Source organism: Malikia spinosa, assembly GCF_002980625.1.
Classification (GTDB): Bacteria; Pseudomonadota; Gammaproteobacteria; order Burkholderiales; family Burkholderiaceae_C; genus Malikia; species Malikia spinosa.
Map to the genome: position 1 here is coordinate 1 of NZ_PVLR01000050.1, position 15,066 is coordinate 15,066.

A 15,066-nucleotide genomic window follows, 5' to 3' on the forward strand; every position below is an offset into this window, starting at 1 on the left:
CGCGATCTGGAAGCGCTGGAGCGGGTATCACCGGCGCAGCCTGGTCGAGGCCAAAATGCGTTGCGTCAAGCTGCTCGGCGAGCGGGTGATGGCACGGGACTTCGACCGTCAGGTCGCGGAACTGCAGGTGCGTGCTGCGATCCTGAATCGCTTCACCTGGCTCGGCACACCCGAGACGGTGCGCGTGGCGTAACTCCGTCTGGGGTCAGGGGCATTACGTCCGCAATCTCATTTCTGCAACAAAGCCCCGCACTTGACTACGTGGGAAGTCCCTGTAGTTTCCTGAAGCGACCCCATTCAGGATGGAATTCTGAGTTGGAAAACTTCCGCTGACTAACTTATGAGCACGCCGGTGCACGGTCGGACCGCATCCGAGCACAGGCGCCGAGAGCCAGCGCGAAGACCGCTGCCAGCAGCAAGAAACCTTCCGAGTAGGCGGCCTGCAGACCGGCTGCTGAGAGGCCGTAGACCGACTCGCGCCACTGCACGAACACTGCGATGACCGCGATGCCGACGACGCCACCGAGCTGGCGCGCGTAGCTGGTGACAACGCTGGCCTGGCCGAGCTGGCTGGCCTCGATCTGGTGCAGCGTCGCGAGGTTGAGTGCGGGCAGGATCAACCCGAGCCCGATGCGACCGACGACCGTCGCGGCGATGATCTCGGCGTAGCTGATGCGGCCAGCCTCAAGCGCGAACGCGACGAACGATGCGCCGAACGCCAGCAGCCCGGCGATCGTCACGTGCTTGGCCGCAAAGCGGTCGGCGAGCCGGCCAGCCAGTGGCAATGTCAGCACCAGCGCGATGCCCGAGGGCAGCAGTGCCAGGCCGGCCGCGGCTGCCTGGTAGGACAGCACGTTTTGCAGGAATACAGGAACCAGATAGGTCGACGCGTAGAGACCAAATCCGTACGAGAAGGACACGATGCTGCCCATGGCAAAGGTGCGCTCGCCGAACAGGCGCGGATTGATCAGCGGCGCGTCGAGCCGCAGTGCATGTCGCAAGAACAGCAGCACCGAGACCAGTGCAAGCCCGAGCTGGCCCAGTGTCCAGGGTGACAGCAGCCCGCTGTGCTGCAGACTCGCCACCCCCTCGACTAGCACGACGGTCGCCAGCGACAGCCAGCCCAGTCCGATCCAGTCGAATTGGCGCGGCTCAATCCGGCGCGGCAGCGGCAGCAGGTAGATTGCTGCTATACCCGAGACCAGGCCGAACGGCAGCCCGAGCAGGAAGATCGCTTCCCAACCGAAGCGCTCCAGCAGCACGCCACCGAGCGCTGGCGCGATCGCAGGCGTCAGCGCGATGCTGAAAATCAGTATCCCCGATGCGCGCCCCTGGATCTTGCGCGGAAACAGTCGCACCAGTGCTAGCACGCCCATCGGCTGCAACACGCCCGCAGCAGCGCCCTGCACGATGCGCGCGAGCACGACGTGCGTGAAACTGGGTGCGAAAAAGCCGAAGACGCTCGCAATCATCAGCACCAGAGTGGCCGCAAGAAAAACACGACGCAAGCCAATGCGGTCGATCAACCATGAGGTCGGCAGCATTGCGACTGCCATCGCAGCCATGAACCCCGTCATAGCCCACTGCACCTGATCTTGACCGATGCCGAAATGGCGTGTCATCGCGGGCACCGCGACGTTGAAGCTCGATGTGCTGAGCACGCCTGCGACCGTTCCAAGGCCGATGATCGTCAGCACGATCCATTTGTAAGCGGCACCATGACGCCGAGACAGGTCATCGTAGCTGGATGGGATCGGACGAAGTGGCATGGCGCTTGGTGTGAGGGAGCGATCGAAAGACTGACACAGGATTGCGATGGCAGGAACTGACCTTGCCCCTGTTGGGGGTAGTTCTTGGCCCACGGTTCACGCGACCTTTTTGGGGGCGTTTCAGAATTCGGTTCACAAAGTACTTTATTTTTCGTTGTTCTACCCCGAATAAGATATCGCATCCCAACCAAGCCACGGAAAGTACATTGTCATCCCCTGCCCCTAGCCCCTCTTCCAAACCCGGCAAACGCCGCAGCCAGACCGAGCGACGCCAAGATTCCGAGCGCAAGCTGCTCGATAGCGGTATGCAACTGGTCGCCAGGAAGGGCGTGTCCGGAATGACGCTGGCCGAGGTGGGATCCATGGCGGGTTACAGCCGCGGGCTCGTGGCGCACCATTACGGCAACAAGGAACAGTTCGTGCGCGCGCTCGCACGGCATGTGCAGCAAAGCTTCAGCGCAGTCCGGGCGCAGGCGCATGCCAGCGAAACGGGACTGGATCGCCTGCTGCACAGCATAAGCTCCTATCTGCTGACACCAGGCGATCACCGGGCAGCGAGCTTTGCCATGCTGGGCGAGGCAGCAATCCTCGGAGGCAGCCTGCAGGAGACGATGCGCGAATACTCACAGGCATCCCGCGCTTTTTATGCCGAGCAGCTTCGCATCGCGCTGGGGAAAGGCGAAATCCGGCAGGATATCGATCCCGACTCGATGGCGGCGGTCATCCTGGGCCTGCTGCGCGGCATCTCGATGCAGCACCTACTTGACCCTGAGAATTTTCCGATCGAGCAGATCAGCCAGGACGTCTTGCTGGCCATCAAGGCCCTGCTCCAACGCTGAAACCAGGCACAAAGCAGGATGGACGAGCGTAACAAAACCCCATATACTTGCTAATCGAATAGTAAGTTACTAGGTGACTGGCGCTGACTGATCGGTGTCATTCACAAGGAAAGATCAACAGCATGAGCGCCTCGAACACCCCTGCCAGCGTACGAACCGAACTACGCGGTCCAGTATTGATCGCCACCTTGGACAGCCCGCCGGTCAACGCCCTCAACGTCGAACTGCGGCGCGGCCTGATCGCTGCGATCGAGAAGGCCGAGGCCGACGCCTCAGTGCAGGCCGTGTTGCTGGTCGGCGCGGGTCGCGCCTTCATCGCCGGTGCTGACATCCGCGAATTCGGTCAATCACCGCAGCCGCCCAGCCTGCCCGAGGTCTGCAACCGGATCGAGGCCTGCAGCAAGCTGGTGGTGGCGGCCATGCACGGGCACGCGCTCGGCGGGGGACTGGAAGTGGCGATGGCGGCGCATTACCGCCTGGCCATGCGCGACGCCAAGCTCGGACTACCCGAGGTCCAACTGGGACTGATTCCCGGCGCCGGCGGTACCCTGCGCGCGCCCCGGCTGATGGGGGTAGGCCCCGCAGTCGATCTCATGCTCAGCGGCCGCCACATGGGTGCCGTCGAGGCGCAGGCCTGCGGCTTGGTCGACCGCCTAGGCGATGACGACAGCGCTGAGGTCGCTGGACTTGCTTACGCCTTGGAGCTGCTGCAGCAGGGGGCCAGCATGCGCCGCACGCGCGATGCCAGCGCGACCTCGGCCGAACGCTCCGAGAGCTTGGCGACGCTTGCCAAGCTGGAGGCCGAGACGGCAAAGAAGTCACGCGGCCTGTTCTCGCCGTTGAAGGTGATCGAGTCGGTGCGCAACGGACTCGAACTGTCATTCGACGAGGCGCTCAAGCGAGAACGGCAGCTCTTCCTGCAGTGCATCGACAGTCCGCAGCGCGCGGGACTGATCCACGCCTTTTTCGCTGAGCGCGAGGTCGTCAAGGTCCCGGAAGCCCGGGCAGCCCAGCCGCGCCGCCTGGCCAGTGTGGGCGTAGTCGGTGGCGGCATCATGGGCGCGGGCATTGCGGTATCCCTGCTGGATGCGTGTCTGCCGGTGACGATGATCGAACGCGACGAGGCCAGTATTGCCCGTGGCCGCGCCAACGTCGAAAAGGTCTACGACGGCCTGATCGCCAAAGGTCGCATGACGTCCGAGGCCAAGGCGGCCGTGATGGCCCGTTTCAGCGGCAGCATTTCCTATGATGCGCTGGCTCAGGTGGACCTGGTGATCGAAGCCGTGTTCGAGGACCTGGACGTGAAGAAGGCGGTGTTTGCCGAACTCGACCGCGTCTGCAAACCCGGCGCAGTGCTGGCCACCAACACCTCCTATCTCGACATTGACGCGATCGCTGCCAGCATCTCACGCCCGCAGGACGTGATCGGACTGCACTTCTTCAGCCCGGCTCACATCATGAAGCTGCTGGAGATCGTGGTGCCCGCGAAAGTGAGCGCCGACGTGGTCGCCACCGCGTTCAATCTGGCCAATAAGCTCAAGAAGGTGCCAGTGCGTGCCGGCGTCTGCGACGGCTTCATCGGCAACCGCATCCTGGCGGTCTATCGCCAAGCGGCGGATTACTTGATGGAGGACGGTGCCTCGCCCTACGAGATCGATGCTGCGGTACGCGAATTTGGATACCCGATGGGCCCGTTCCAGATGTCGGACCTGGCCGGCGGCGACATCGGCTGGGCCACGCGCAAGCGCCGCGCCGCCACGCGTAACCCTAAAGCCCGCTACGTGCAGATCGCAGATCGCATCTGCGAGCGCGGCTGGTTCGGCCAGAAGACCGGCCGTGGCTATTACCTCTATCCGCAAGGTTCACGCACCGGCCAGCCCGATCCCGAGGTGCAGGCCATCATCGACGCCGAGCGCGAGCGCGCTGGCATCACGCCGCGCTCCTTCACTGCGGATGAAATCATGCGCCGTTACATGGCCGCGATGATCAATGAAGGCGCCAACGTAGTGGATCAAGGGATTGCACTGCGTCCACTGGACGTGGATGCGACCTTCCTGTATGGCTACGGTTTCCCGCGCTACCGCGGTGGCCCCATGAAGTACGCCGACATGGTGGGGCTGGACCAGGTGTTGGCCGACATCCGCACCTTTGCCAAGGAAGATCCGCTGTTCTGGCAACCCTCGCCGCTGCTGGAACGCCTGGTGGACGAAGGCAAAAACTTCGACAGCCTGAACCGAGCCCAGTAAGCCCTCTGCCCGCACTGAAAGTCACCCGATGCGTCAAGCCGTTATCGTTTCTACCGCCCGCACGCCGTTGACCAAGTCGCACCGCGGTGAATTCAACATCACCCCGGCCGCTCAACTGGCCGCCTTTTCCGTCAAGGCTGCCGTCGAACGCTCGGGCATTGACCCGGCCATGATCGAAGACCTGATCCTGGGCTGTGGCAACCCCGATGGTTTCCAAGGCCGCAACCTGGGCCGCCAGACCGTCCTGCGCGCAGAACTGCCGCTGTCCATCGCCGGCACCACGCTGACGCGTTACTGCGCTTCGGGCCTGCAGTCGATTGCCGTGGCGGCGGGTCGCATCGTGGCCGAAGGCGTGGACGCCATGATCGCCGGGGGAGTTGAAACCATCTCGGGCATGCGCCCCGGCAACAACCTGCCCACTGACATGGACCCCTGGCTGGTCGAGCACAAGCCCGACCTGTTCATGGCCATGATCGACACCGCCGACGTGGTGGCCGAGCGGTACCAGATTTCTCGCGAAGAGCAAGACGCTTTTTCGCTGCAAAGCCAGCAGCGCACCGCAGCAGCACAGGCCCTCAACCTGTTCCAGGATGAAATCATCCCCTGTGCCACGCGCATGGCTGAAAAGAACAAGGAAACCGGCGAAGTCACCTACCGGGACGTGGTGGCTACCCGCGACAACTGCAACCGCCCATCCACCACGCTGGAGAGTCTGCACAAGCTCGAACCCGTGAAAGGTGCGGACAAGTTCGTCACCGCAGGCAATGCCTCGCAGCTGTCCGACGGCTCCTCGGCCTGTGTGCTGATGGAAGCCAGGCAGGCGGAGCGTTTGGGCCTGCAGCCGCTGGGCGCCTTCCGTGGCTTGGCCGTGGCCGGTTGCGAGCCGGACGAGATGGGCATTGGCCCGGTGTTCGCGGTACCCAAGCTGCTGGCACGCCATGGCCTCAAGGTCGATGACATCGATCTGTGGGAACTGAACGAGGCCTTTGCCTCCCAGGCACTGTACTGCCAGCGCCGCCTGGGTATTCCCAACGAACGTCTGAACGTCAACGGTGGGGCCATTTCGATTGGCCACCCCTTCGGCATGACGGGCGCCCGCCTGGCAGGGCACGTGCTGCTGGAAGGCCGCCGCCGCAAGGCCAGGTACGCCGTGGTGACCATGTGCATTGCCGGTGGCATGGGTGCCGCCGGCCTGTTTGAAATTTTCTGACTCCCCGAAGGAACCAAGGACATGGACCTGAACTTCACCCCCGAAGAAGAGGCATTCCGCGCGCAAGTGCGGGCCTTTTTGCATGACAAGCTGCCCGCGCGCATCGCCAACAAGGTCAAGGCCGGCCAGCGCCTGAGCAAGGCCGACCAGGACGAATGGCACGCCATCCTGAACGAGCGTGGCTGGTACGCCAACCACTGGCCCCAGGAATGGGGTGGTCCGGGCTGGAGCGCAGTGCAGAAATTCATCTTCGACCACGAGTGCGCCCTGGCCGGCGGGCCGCGCATCGTGCCGTTTGGCGTGAACATGCTGGGTCCGGTGCTGATCAAGTACGGCAACGAGGCGCAGAAGCGCTACTGGCTGCCGCGCATCCTGAGCGGGGCCGACTGGTGGTGCCAGGGCTATTCGGAGCCCGGCGCGGGCTCGGATCTGGCTGCCATCAAGACCACGGCCGTGCGTGAGAGCGATCACTACATCGTCAATGGCCAGAAGACCTGGACTACCCAGGGCCAGCACGCCAACATGATCTTCTGCCTGGTGCGCACCAGCAAGGAAGCGCGGCAACAGGAAAGCATCAGCTTCCTGCTGGTGGACATGAACAGCCCCGGCGTGGAACTGCGCCCGATCCGCACCCTGGACGGTGACCGCGAAGTCAACGAGGTGTTCTTCACTGACGTGAAGGTGCCGGTAGAGAACCTGGTGGGTGAAGAAAACAAGGGCTGGACCTACGCCAAATACCTGCTGACCTACGAGCGCACCGGCATCGCCGGCGTCGGCCTCTCGGTTGCAGCGCTGGAAAAACTCAAGCTCATCGCCAACAAGGTGCACAAGAACGGGCGCCCGCTGGCACAAGACCCGCTGTTTGCCACCCGAATGGCCAAGGTCCAGATCGACCTGGAGAACATGAAGACCACCAACCTGCGCGTGATCGCGGCCGTGGCTGGCGGCGGTGTACCCGGCGCCGAGAGCTCCATGCTCAAGATTCGTGGCACCGAGATCCGGCAGGAAATCCTGTCACTGATCCGCCGCGCCATGGGGCCTCACGCGCTGCCCTTCATTGAAGAGGCGCAGTACGAGGGCTATGCCGACGAACCCGTGGGCCCGAAGGAAGCGGCCACGGCAGCGGCCAACTACTTCAACTACCGCAAGCTGTCGATCTTCGGCGGCTCCAACGAAATCCAGAAAAACATCATCTCCAAGATGATCCTGGGCCTGTGAGGTCGATGCCATGAATTTCACGCACACAGAAGACCGCCGCATGCTGGCGGACAGCTTGAACCGCTTCGTGACCGAGCAATACGGCAGCGAATTCCGCAACCAAACGGCTTACGGAGAACAGGGCTTCTCCCCGGAGCGCTGGCAGCAGTTCGCCGAGCTCGGCGCCATCGGCGCGCTGTTCTCCGAGGCCGATGGGGGCTTCGGCGGCAGCGGCTTCGACATCGCCGTGGTGTTCGAATCCCTGGGCCGCGGGCTGGTGACCGAACCCTTCCTGGGGGCATTGATGGTGGGCCGCGCTCTGGCTGCGGCCGGCAGCGAAGCTCAGAAAGCCCGCCTCGCCGAGCTGATTGAAGGCAGCACCGTGGCGGCTCTGGCGCACGACGAACCTGCCAACCACTACGAGCTCAGCCGCGTCAGCACTCTTGCCGAACGTCAGGGCGATGGCTGGGTCATCTCGGGGGCCAAGTCCGTGGTGCTGTTTGGCGACCAGGCCGGACTGCTGCTGGTGTCTGCGCGCACCTCGGGCGCGCTCGACGATGAAGCGGGCATCTCGCTGTTTCTGGTGCCGGGCGATGCTGCGGGCCTGCAGTGCCGGGGTTATGGCCGCATCGACGGTGGCCATGCCGCCGAGCTGGTGTTCGACCAGGTCAGGCTGGGTGCCGATGCCTTGCTAGGTGCCGAGGGCCAGGGCTTGGCTACGCTGGAGCACGCCGTCGGCTATGGCGTGCTCGCGCTGTGCGCCGAAGCGGTCGGCGCCATGGACGTGGCCAAGCAGGCCACGCTGGAATACCTGCAGACGCGCAAGCAGTTCGGCAAGCCGATCGGCAGCTTCCAGGCGCTGCAGCACCGCATGGCTGACCTGCTGCTCGAAGTCGAGCAGGCGCGCTCAGCGGTGATCAACGCCGCCGCCGCCATCGATGGCGACGACCGCATCGCACGCGAACGCGCGCTGTCGGCAGCCAAGTTCACGATCGGCCGCATCGGCACCCTGGTGGCCGAGGAGAGCATTCAGCTGCACGGCGGCATTGGAATGACCTGGGAATTGCCGCTGTCCCATTACGCCAAGCGACTGGTGATGGTCGACCACCAGCTCGGGGACGAAGATCACCACCTCGCGCGCTACATGGCGCTGGGCCGGGACTGACGCCATGGCGCTGCCTCCCCTGCTGCAGCGGCGCGAAGGCACCGTGCTGGTGCTCTCCAACAACAACCCGGCGGCACGCAACGCGCTGTCACCAGCCTTTTATGCTGCCTTGACCACGGCGCTCGTGCAGGCCGAGACCGACCCGGGCGTAGGCGCCATCGTGCTGACGGGCGAGGGCGAGCATTTCTGCGCGGGCGGCGACCTGCGCCAACTCGCCACGCGCCGGGAATTGCCGGTCGAAGAGCGCCGCGCCAAGCTCGAAGGCCTGCACGACCTCATTCGCGCCGTGCGCGACTGTCGCAAGCCTGTGATCGCGGCTGTCGAAGGCGCGGCCGCGGGTGCCGGCCTGTCGCTGGCCCTGGCCTGCGACATGCTCGTGGCGGCAAAAAATTCGGTGTTCTCGGTTGCCTACGTGAAGGTCGGCCTGACGCCCGATGGCGGTGCCACGGCCTTCCTGGCCGAGTTCGTGTCGCGCCAGCTGCTGACCGAACTGTGCCTCACGGGTGAGCGCATCTCGGGCGAGCGCCTGCATGCGCTGGGCCCGGTCAACCGCCTGGCTGAGCCCGGCCAGGCGCTGGAGCAGGCGCTGGCACTTGCCACCCAGGTGGCCGCGGGCCCCGAGCAGGCCATGGCCTGCATCAAGACGCTGTGCCGCGAGGCCTACGCGAACACGCTGGGGCAGCAATTGGAACAGGAAGCCCGGTTCATGGTGGTTTCCCAGGAGACCGAGGAATCCCGCGAAGGCATTGGAGCCTTCCTGGAAAAACGCGCGCCTGATTTCGCATCGCTGCGCAATCGTCAGGCGTGAACCACGCAGGGGAACGAAAACACATGACCGAAACGACAACCACCACTCCCTCCACATCCATACCCGGTGACATGGATTTCCCGCTCGAAGGCGTGCGCGTGCTGGACCTCTCGCGCGTGTTCGCGGGACCCCTGTGCGGCATGGTGCTGGCCGACTTTGGCGCCGAGGTCATCAAGGTAGAACACCCCGGCAGGGGTGACGACACGCGCGACTGGGGCATGCGCATCGGCAAGACCGAGACCACCTACTACAACAGCATGAACCGCAACAAGCGGTCCATCACCGTCGACCTGCAGTCGCCCGAGGGCGTCAAGATCATCCACGACCTGCTGCCCCAGTGCGACGTGGTGATCCAGAACTTCAAGACCGGCGGCGCCGAGAAGCTGGGCCTGGGCTACGGGCAGCTCAAGGCGATCAAGCCGGACCTGATCTACTGCTCGGTGGCGGGTTACGACAGCTCCGGCCCCGAGGCCAAGCGTCCCGGCTACGACCTGGTGATCCAGGCCGAGGCGGGCCTGATGGCCCTCAACGGCGAGGCCAGCCAGCCGCCGCTGAAATTCGGCGTGGCCGCCGTCGACATGATGACCGGTATGTACGCCGCCCAAGCCGTGCTGGCGGCCCTGTTCCGCCGCGAGCGCACGGGCAAGGGCCGCCACATCGAGATGGCGCTGTACGATTGCGGCCTGATGATCACCGGCTACTACGGTCTCGATGCCATGCTGCTGGGCCACGACCCGCAGCGCTACGGTAACGCCCACCCGTCCATCGTGCCCTACGGCATGTACGACGCGGCCGACGGCCCACTCATCATCGGCGTGGGCAACAATGCACAGTTCGACAAGTTCTGCCGCCAAGTCATCGAGCGCCCGGACATCGTCGAAGACCCGCGTTTTGCTACCAATGTGGAGCGGGCCAAGAACCGGCTGGCACTTGGATCCTTGCTCAAGGAGCTGATTGCCGGCTTCCCGCGCGAGTTGCTGCTGGAGCGCCTGACGGCAGCTGGCATTCCCTGCGGCAAGGTGGCCGGCCTGCACGAAGCCCTGACCAGCGAGCGCACCCGCCGGGGCGGTCTGCTGCAGGAAATGCCGCACCCTGTGGCCGGCACCACCCACGTTTTTGCGCCGCCCTACCGCCTGGACGGCCAGCGCCTGCCCATCCGCAATGCACCGCCCACGCTGGGTGAGGGCACGCGCGATGTGCTACAGCAGTTGCTGCAACTGTCAGACGCGGAGCTTAAGGCGTTGCGGGACAAAGGCGTGCTGACGCTGCCCTTGTCGGATTGATGCAGAAACCATAGCTGCCAGTGCTTGTAAAGCAAGCCTTGCCGTCTTTTTTGATTGAAAGAAGCCTGCATGAATTTCTCTCGAATGAACCGTCGCAATATCTTGCAGGGCCTGGCGGCCCTCGGTGGCGGCAGTCTGCTGGGCCCGGCGATGGCGCAAGCCGGCAAGATGGCCTGGCCGACCAAGCCGATACGGCTGATTGTGCCTTTCAACGCTGGCGGCGCTACGGACATCATCGCCCGCACCGTGGGCGAGGCCTTGTCCAAGCGCATCGGTCAGCCCGTGGTGGTGGATAACAAGGGTGGTGCCGCCGGCATCCTGGGCACCGATGCCGTCGCCAAGGCCCCGGCCGACGGCCACACCTTGCTGTTGTCGCTCAGCACCTCGATGCTGATCAACCAGTTCCTCTACCCCAAACTGCCCTACAAACCGCAAAAGGATCTCGCGCTGGTGTCCCAGGTTGCGGCCGCACCCGTCACGCTGGTGGTGCACCCGTCGGTTCCCGTAAACAACATGAAGGAGCTGCTGGCTTACGTGAAGTCGCACAAGGGCAAGCTGTCGTACGGATCCGTGGGGCACGGGCTCGTATGCCCACCTCGCGGGCGCGTACATGAGCAAGACCATGGATGCCGACATGGTCCATGTGGCCTACAAGGGCGAGGCACCCATGATCCAGGAGCTCATCGGCGGCCAGTTGCAGCTTTGCTTCTCCAGCGCGCTCAACACCAAGCCCTTCATTGCTCCGGGCCGGGTCAAGGCCATCGGCGTCACAGGCAAGCAGCGCATGGACATCCTGCCCAAGCTGCCCACCATTTTCGAGCAGGGCGTGCAGGACGATGCCTACACCGTCTTCGGCTGGCTGGCCGTGGGTGCACCGGCGGGAACGCCCAGTGACATCGTCGATCAGCTCAATGCACACCTGCGCGAAATCGCCAAGGAGCCCAAGGTTCTGGAGCGAATCGCGGGCGCGGGCTTCATGCCCATGATGAACAGCCCGGACAAGTTCCGGCAGAACTACCAGCGCGACTTGCCCATCTGGAAGGCGCTGGTCGAGGCTGCGGACGCGCGGCTCGAATAACGATCCATTTTCCTTACGAGGTAACGATGACCACTTCCCCTTCCTCCCCGCTGGCACGCACTTCGCGCCGCTTCGTGCTGGCCCTGGCCGCCGCGCCCCTGCTGATCGGTTCTGCTTTTGCCCAGGCCTGGCCGAGCCAGACGATCAAGATCGTCGTGCCGTTCCCGCCGGGCGGACCGACCGACACCGCCACACGCATCGTCGGCCAGAAGCTGGCCGAGCGCCTGAAGCAGCCCGTGATCGTGGAAAACAAGCCTGGCGCTTCCGGCTCGATCGCCGCAGCCCAGGTCGCCAAGAATGCACCCGACGGCTACACGCTGATGATGCTGGCCGCTCCTACGCTGCTGGCGCCACATCTCTACAAAAGAGCCGGATACGACACGACCAAGGATTTCGCTCCGGTCGCGACCGTCTATGACCTACCGATCGTGGTGGTGGTCAACCCGGCACAGCTGCCGAGCGTGACTGATCTGCAAAAGCTCATCACCCAGGCAAAGGCCCAGCCAGGCAAGCTCAACTACACGAGCTCGGGCGCGGGCAGCTTCGGCCACCTGAGCATGGAGTTGCTCAAGCAGATGGGACAGTTCGACATGCAGCACGTGCCCTACAAGGGTGGCGTGCCGGCTATCACCGACACCATCGGCGGCCAGGTACCGCTGATGTACGCCGACCTCGTCGCCGCGCTGCCGCACATCCAATCAGGCAAGCTGCGCGCCATCGCAGTGGGCTCGCCCAAGCGCGTGAGCGTGCTCCCCGACGTCAAGACCATTTCCGAACAAGGCTTCGTCGGCTACGACGCCGTGTCCTGGGGCGGCCTGCTGGCACCGCAGGGCACACCCAAGGCAGTGATCGAGCGTGTGAGCAGCGAGGTCAAGCAAATCCTGGCCGACCGGGAAGTGCAAGACAAGCTGCTCAACGCCGGCGCCATCGCCAGCTACCAGGCGCCCGCGCAGATGGCGCAGCGCATCCAGCAGGATCACACCAAATGGGGCAAGGTGATCCATGACAAGGGCATTTCGGTCGAATGAGTGACGCCATGAAGTCGTCGGTATCCACCCCCATCACCGCGCTGTTTGGCACCCGGCTGCCCATCGTCGCAGGCGGCCTGATGTGGCTGTCAGACGCGTTCTACGTGGCTTCGGCTGCGCGCGCCGGCATCATCGGCTTCATCACTGCAGCCAGCTTTCCGGAGCCGCAGGCGCTGCGCGACGAGATCCGGCGCTGCCGTGATCTCTGCGAAGGCGCCCCCTTCGGCGTCAACGTCTCGATGCTGCCCAAGCTGGTGCCGGGCGAGCGCACCCAGGCGGTGTTCGACCTGATCGCCGAAGAAGGCGTGCGCTTCGTCGAAACCTCGGGTCGCAGCCCAGAGGCCTACCTGCCCAGCCTCAAGGCGGCCGGCATCAAGGTCATGCACAAGGTCCCTGCACTGCGCTACGCGCTCAAGGCCCAGTCCATCGGTGTCGATGCGGTGGCCATCGTCGGCGCGGAATGTGGCGGCCATCCGGGCATGGATCTGGTCGGAAGCATGGTCAACAGTGCATGGGCCTGCGACCAGCTACAGATTCCCTACCTGATCGGCGGTGGCATCGGCCGCGGCTCACAGCTCGCGGCGGCGCTGGCCATGGGCGCAGCTGGCGTGGTGATTGGCACCCGCTTCCTGGTCGCCGAGGAAATCTGGGCCCACCACGACTACAAGCAGCGCCTGATCCAAGCCGCGCCTACTGATACTGAATTGTGCATGCAGTCGGTACGCAACACCGTGCGTGTGCTGCGCAACGACACCACGCGGTCGGTGCGCGAACTTGAGGCCAGCCGGCCCGACCTCGGCATCGAGGACCTGCTGCCGCTGGTGTCGGGAAAGATCGGCCGTCAGGCCTATGTCACGGGCGACTGGTCCAAGGGCATGCTTGCGGCCGGCCAGGCACTCGCGTTCACCGACCGGATCGAGCCGTTGGCCGATATCGTCGAGCGCTTCGAGCAAGATTTCTGGCGTGCCGTCGAGCGGCTGCCACAAGTGATCACAGTCTGATAACCACCACAAACCTGCAAGGAGACATACATGCACCCCACCCTGAACCGTCGCACCTGGCTCAGCCAGGGCCTCGCAGCCTGTGCTGCGCTCGCCGGCCTACCCGCTGCCTTGGCGCAAGCCTACCCGAGCAAGCCGATTCGCCTGATCGTGCCCTATGCCGCCGGCGGTGCGACCGACATGGTAGCGCGCTCGATCGGCGAAAAGCTGTCTCAGCGTCTGGGACAGCCCGTAATCATCGAGAACCGTCCTGGCGCTGGTGGCGTCTCTGGCACCGATGCCGCACTCAAGGCCACTCCCGACGGCTACACTTTCTTGGTCTCACTTGGCACCACCATGCTGATCAACCAGTACCTATACGCCAAGCTGCCCTACCAGCCGCTGCGCGACCAGGCACTGATTTCGCAGATTGCACTGGCGCCGGTGGCCCTGCTGGTGCATCCCAGCATTCCGGTCAGCAACGCCAACGAACTGTTCCAGTACATGGACCGCAGCCAGGGCAAGCTTTCCTACGGCTCCTGGGGCACAGGGTCGTACTCGCATCTGGCCTGCGCCTATCTCAACCACAGCCGCAAGGTTGACATGGTCCATGCGGCCTACAAGGGCGAAGCCGCGATGATGCAGGACCTCGCCGGGGGCCAGGTCCAGCTCGCCTTCGCAAGCCTGCAGGCAGCCAAGCCCTTCATCGACTCGGGTCGCGTCAAGGTGCTGGCGGTCACCGGCGAGCAGCGCATGGCAATGCTGCCCAAGGTGGCCACCATGGGCGAACAAGGCATCAAGGACGAGATCTTCCGCATCACGGGCTGGGTTGGCATGAGTGCGCCGGCGCGCACGCCGTCCGACATCATGACCAGGGTAGCTAGCGAAGTGCGCGCCATCATCGCTCAATCCGAGATTCAGCAGCGCATCAGCAGCATCGGGTTCCTGCCGGTCGGCAACACCCCAGAACAGTTCGCCGAGGTCTTCCGCAAGGACGCGCCGATCTGGGAGCGCATCGTAGACATTTCCGGCGCCAAACTGGACTGAAGCCCACGCCTATTCTCTCCACCGAACCGCCGCTGCCGGCGACGGTGGGGCGTGCCATACGATCATTCGTGGGTTGTGGAGCATGCTGAATGAGTTGAGGCTCACTCACTTTCATTATTGTTCCAGCCGGCTTTTTCAATGAGATGGACGCCCCCGTCCTGATAGGCTGGGCTTTGTTGAGGAAATCAAACCCAGGACGTTCTTCCCCTGACCCCAGACGGAGTTATCCCACGCGTACCGTCTCGGGCGTGCCCAGTTGCGTGAAGCGGTTCAGGATGGCAGCACGCACTTGCAATTCCGCCACCTGACGATCGAAGTCCCGCGCCATCACTCGCTCGCCCATCAGCTTCACACACCGCATCTTGGTCTCAACCAGGCTGCGCCGGTGATACCCACTCCAGCGCTTCCAGATCGCG

11 protein-coding genes and 3 pseudogenes are annotated in these 15,066 nt (G+C 64.2%); 12 read left to right on the forward strand and 2 right to left on the reverse strand.

Going from position 1 to position 15,066, the window contains the following annotated elements; translation table 11 throughout:
* Positions 1–193, forward strand: a pseudogene (locus C6P61_RS15450) (IS5/IS1182 family transposase); the annotation flags it as partial.
* 145 nt (positions 194–338) lie between these two features.
* Here C6P61_RS15450 and C6P61_RS15455 read toward each other — a convergent pair.
* Positions 339–1,769, reverse strand: coding sequence for a DHA2 family efflux MFS transporter permease subunit (locus C6P61_RS15455; RefSeq protein ID WP_105730825.1), 1,431 nt, complete (start codon positions 1,767–1,769; stop codon positions 339–341).
* A 206-nt stretch (positions 1,770–1,975) separates the two neighbouring features.
* Between C6P61_RS15455 and C6P61_RS15460 the strand changes: the two genes are divergently transcribed.
* From C6P61_RS15460 to C6P61_RS15510, 11 genes and pseudogenes are all read left to right on the forward strand, one after another.
* Positions 1,976–2,608: a TetR/AcrR family transcriptional regulator gene (locus C6P61_RS15460; RefSeq protein ID WP_280524147.1), complete on the forward strand. Its 633-nt coding sequence runs from the start codon at positions 1,976–1,978 to the stop codon at positions 2,606–2,608.
* Between the two features lie 122 nt (positions 2,609–2,730).
* Positions 2,731–4,854 carry a 3-hydroxyacyl-CoA dehydrogenase NAD-binding domain-containing protein gene (locus tag C6P61_RS15465; protein ID WP_105730827.1) on the forward strand — a complete coding sequence of 708 codons (2,124 nt, stop codon included), beginning with the start codon at positions 2,731–2,733 and terminating at the stop codon, positions 4,852–4,854.
* A 28-nt stretch (positions 4,855–4,882) separates the two neighbouring features.
* Positions 4,883–6,064 carry an acetyl-CoA C-acyltransferase gene (locus tag C6P61_RS15470; protein WP_105730828.1) on the forward strand — a complete coding sequence of 394 codons (1,182 nt, stop codon included), beginning with the start codon at positions 4,883–4,885 and terminating at the stop codon, positions 6,062–6,064.
* Positions 6,065–6,085: 21 nt separating this feature from the next.
* Positions 6,086–7,282, forward strand: a complete 1,197-nt coding sequence (locus tag C6P61_RS15475) for an acyl-CoA dehydrogenase family protein (protein WP_105730829.1) — start codon at positions 6,086–6,088, stop codon at positions 7,280–7,282.
* Between the two features lie 10 nt (positions 7,283–7,292).
* Positions 7,293–8,426 (forward strand): acyl-CoA dehydrogenase family protein, encoded by a 1,134-nt coding sequence (locus C6P61_RS15480; RefSeq protein WP_105730830.1) that lies wholly within the window; start codon positions 7,293–7,295, stop codon positions 8,424–8,426.
* 4 nt (positions 8,427–8,430) lie between these two features.
* On the forward strand, positions 8,431–9,234 hold the full coding sequence (locus C6P61_RS15485) for an oxepin-CoA hydrolase, alternative type (protein WP_105730831.1): 804 nt from the start codon (positions 8,431–8,433) through the stop codon (positions 9,232–9,234).
* A gap of 23 nt (positions 9,235–9,257) precedes the next feature.
* Positions 9,258–10,517, forward strand: a complete 1,260-nt coding sequence (locus tag C6P61_RS15490; protein ID WP_105730832.1) for a CaiB/BaiF CoA transferase family protein — start codon at positions 9,258–9,260, stop codon at positions 10,515–10,517.
* Between the two features lie 69 nt (positions 10,518–10,586).
* Positions 10,587–11,595 (forward strand): annotated as a pseudogene (locus tag C6P61_RS15495) (Bug family tripartite tricarboxylate transporter substrate binding protein).
* 26 nt (positions 11,596–11,621) lie between these two features.
* Positions 11,622–12,623, forward strand: coding sequence for a Bug family tripartite tricarboxylate transporter substrate binding protein (locus C6P61_RS15500; RefSeq protein ID WP_105730833.1), 1,002 nt, complete (start codon positions 11,622–11,624; stop codon positions 12,621–12,623).
* Positions 12,624–12,631: 8 nt separating this feature from the next.
* Complete coding sequence (locus C6P61_RS15505) at positions 12,632–13,624, forward strand: NAD(P)H-dependent flavin oxidoreductase (protein ID WP_105730834.1); 993 nt, start codon at positions 12,632–12,634, stop codon at positions 13,622–13,624.
* Between the two features lie 30 nt (positions 13,625–13,654).
* Positions 13,655–14,650: a Bug family tripartite tricarboxylate transporter substrate binding protein gene (locus C6P61_RS15510; protein WP_105730835.1), complete on the forward strand. Its 996-nt coding sequence runs from the start codon at positions 13,655–13,657 to the stop codon at positions 14,648–14,650.
* A gap of 223 nt (positions 14,651–14,873) precedes the next feature.
* Here the strand turns inward: C6P61_RS15510 and C6P61_RS15515 are convergent.
* Positions 14,874–15,066: pseudogene (locus C6P61_RS15515) on the reverse strand (IS5/IS1182 family transposase); the annotation flags it as partial.

Coding starts and splice junctions, on each gene's coding strand:
- C6P61_RS15455 (WP_105730825.1), bottom strand. CDS start 1,769: ATGCCACTTCGTCCGATCCCATCCAGCTACGATGACCTGTCTCGGCGT.
- C6P61_RS15465 (WP_105730827.1), top strand. CDS start 2,731: ATGAGCGCCTCGAACACCCCTGCCAGCGTACGAACCGAACTACGCGGT.
- C6P61_RS15470 (WP_105730828.1), top strand. CDS start 4,883: ATGCGTCAAGCCGTTATCGTTTCTACCGCCCGCACGCCGTTGACCAAG.
- C6P61_RS15475 (WP_105730829.1), top strand. CDS start 6,086: ATGGACCTGAACTTCACCCCCGAAGAAGAGGCATTCCGCGCGCAAGTG.
- C6P61_RS15480 (WP_105730830.1), top strand. CDS start 7,293: ATGAATTTCACGCACACAGAAGACCGCCGCATGCTGGCGGACAGCTTG.
- C6P61_RS15485 (WP_105730831.1), top strand. CDS start 8,431: ATGGCGCTGCCTCCCCTGCTGCAGCGGCGCGAAGGCACCGTGCTGGTG.
- C6P61_RS15490 (WP_105730832.1), top strand. CDS start 9,258: ATGACCGAAACGACAACCACCACTCCCTCCACATCCATACCCGGTGAC.
- C6P61_RS15500 (WP_105730833.1), top strand. CDS start 11,622: ATGACCACTTCCCCTTCCTCCCCGCTGGCACGCACTTCGCGCCGCTTC.
- C6P61_RS15505 (WP_105730834.1), top strand. CDS start 12,632: ATGAAGTCGTCGGTATCCACCCCCATCACCGCGCTGTTTGGCACCCGG.
- C6P61_RS15510 (WP_105730835.1), top strand. CDS start 13,655: ATGCACCCCACCCTGAACCGTCGCACCTGGCTCAGCCAGGGCCTCGCA.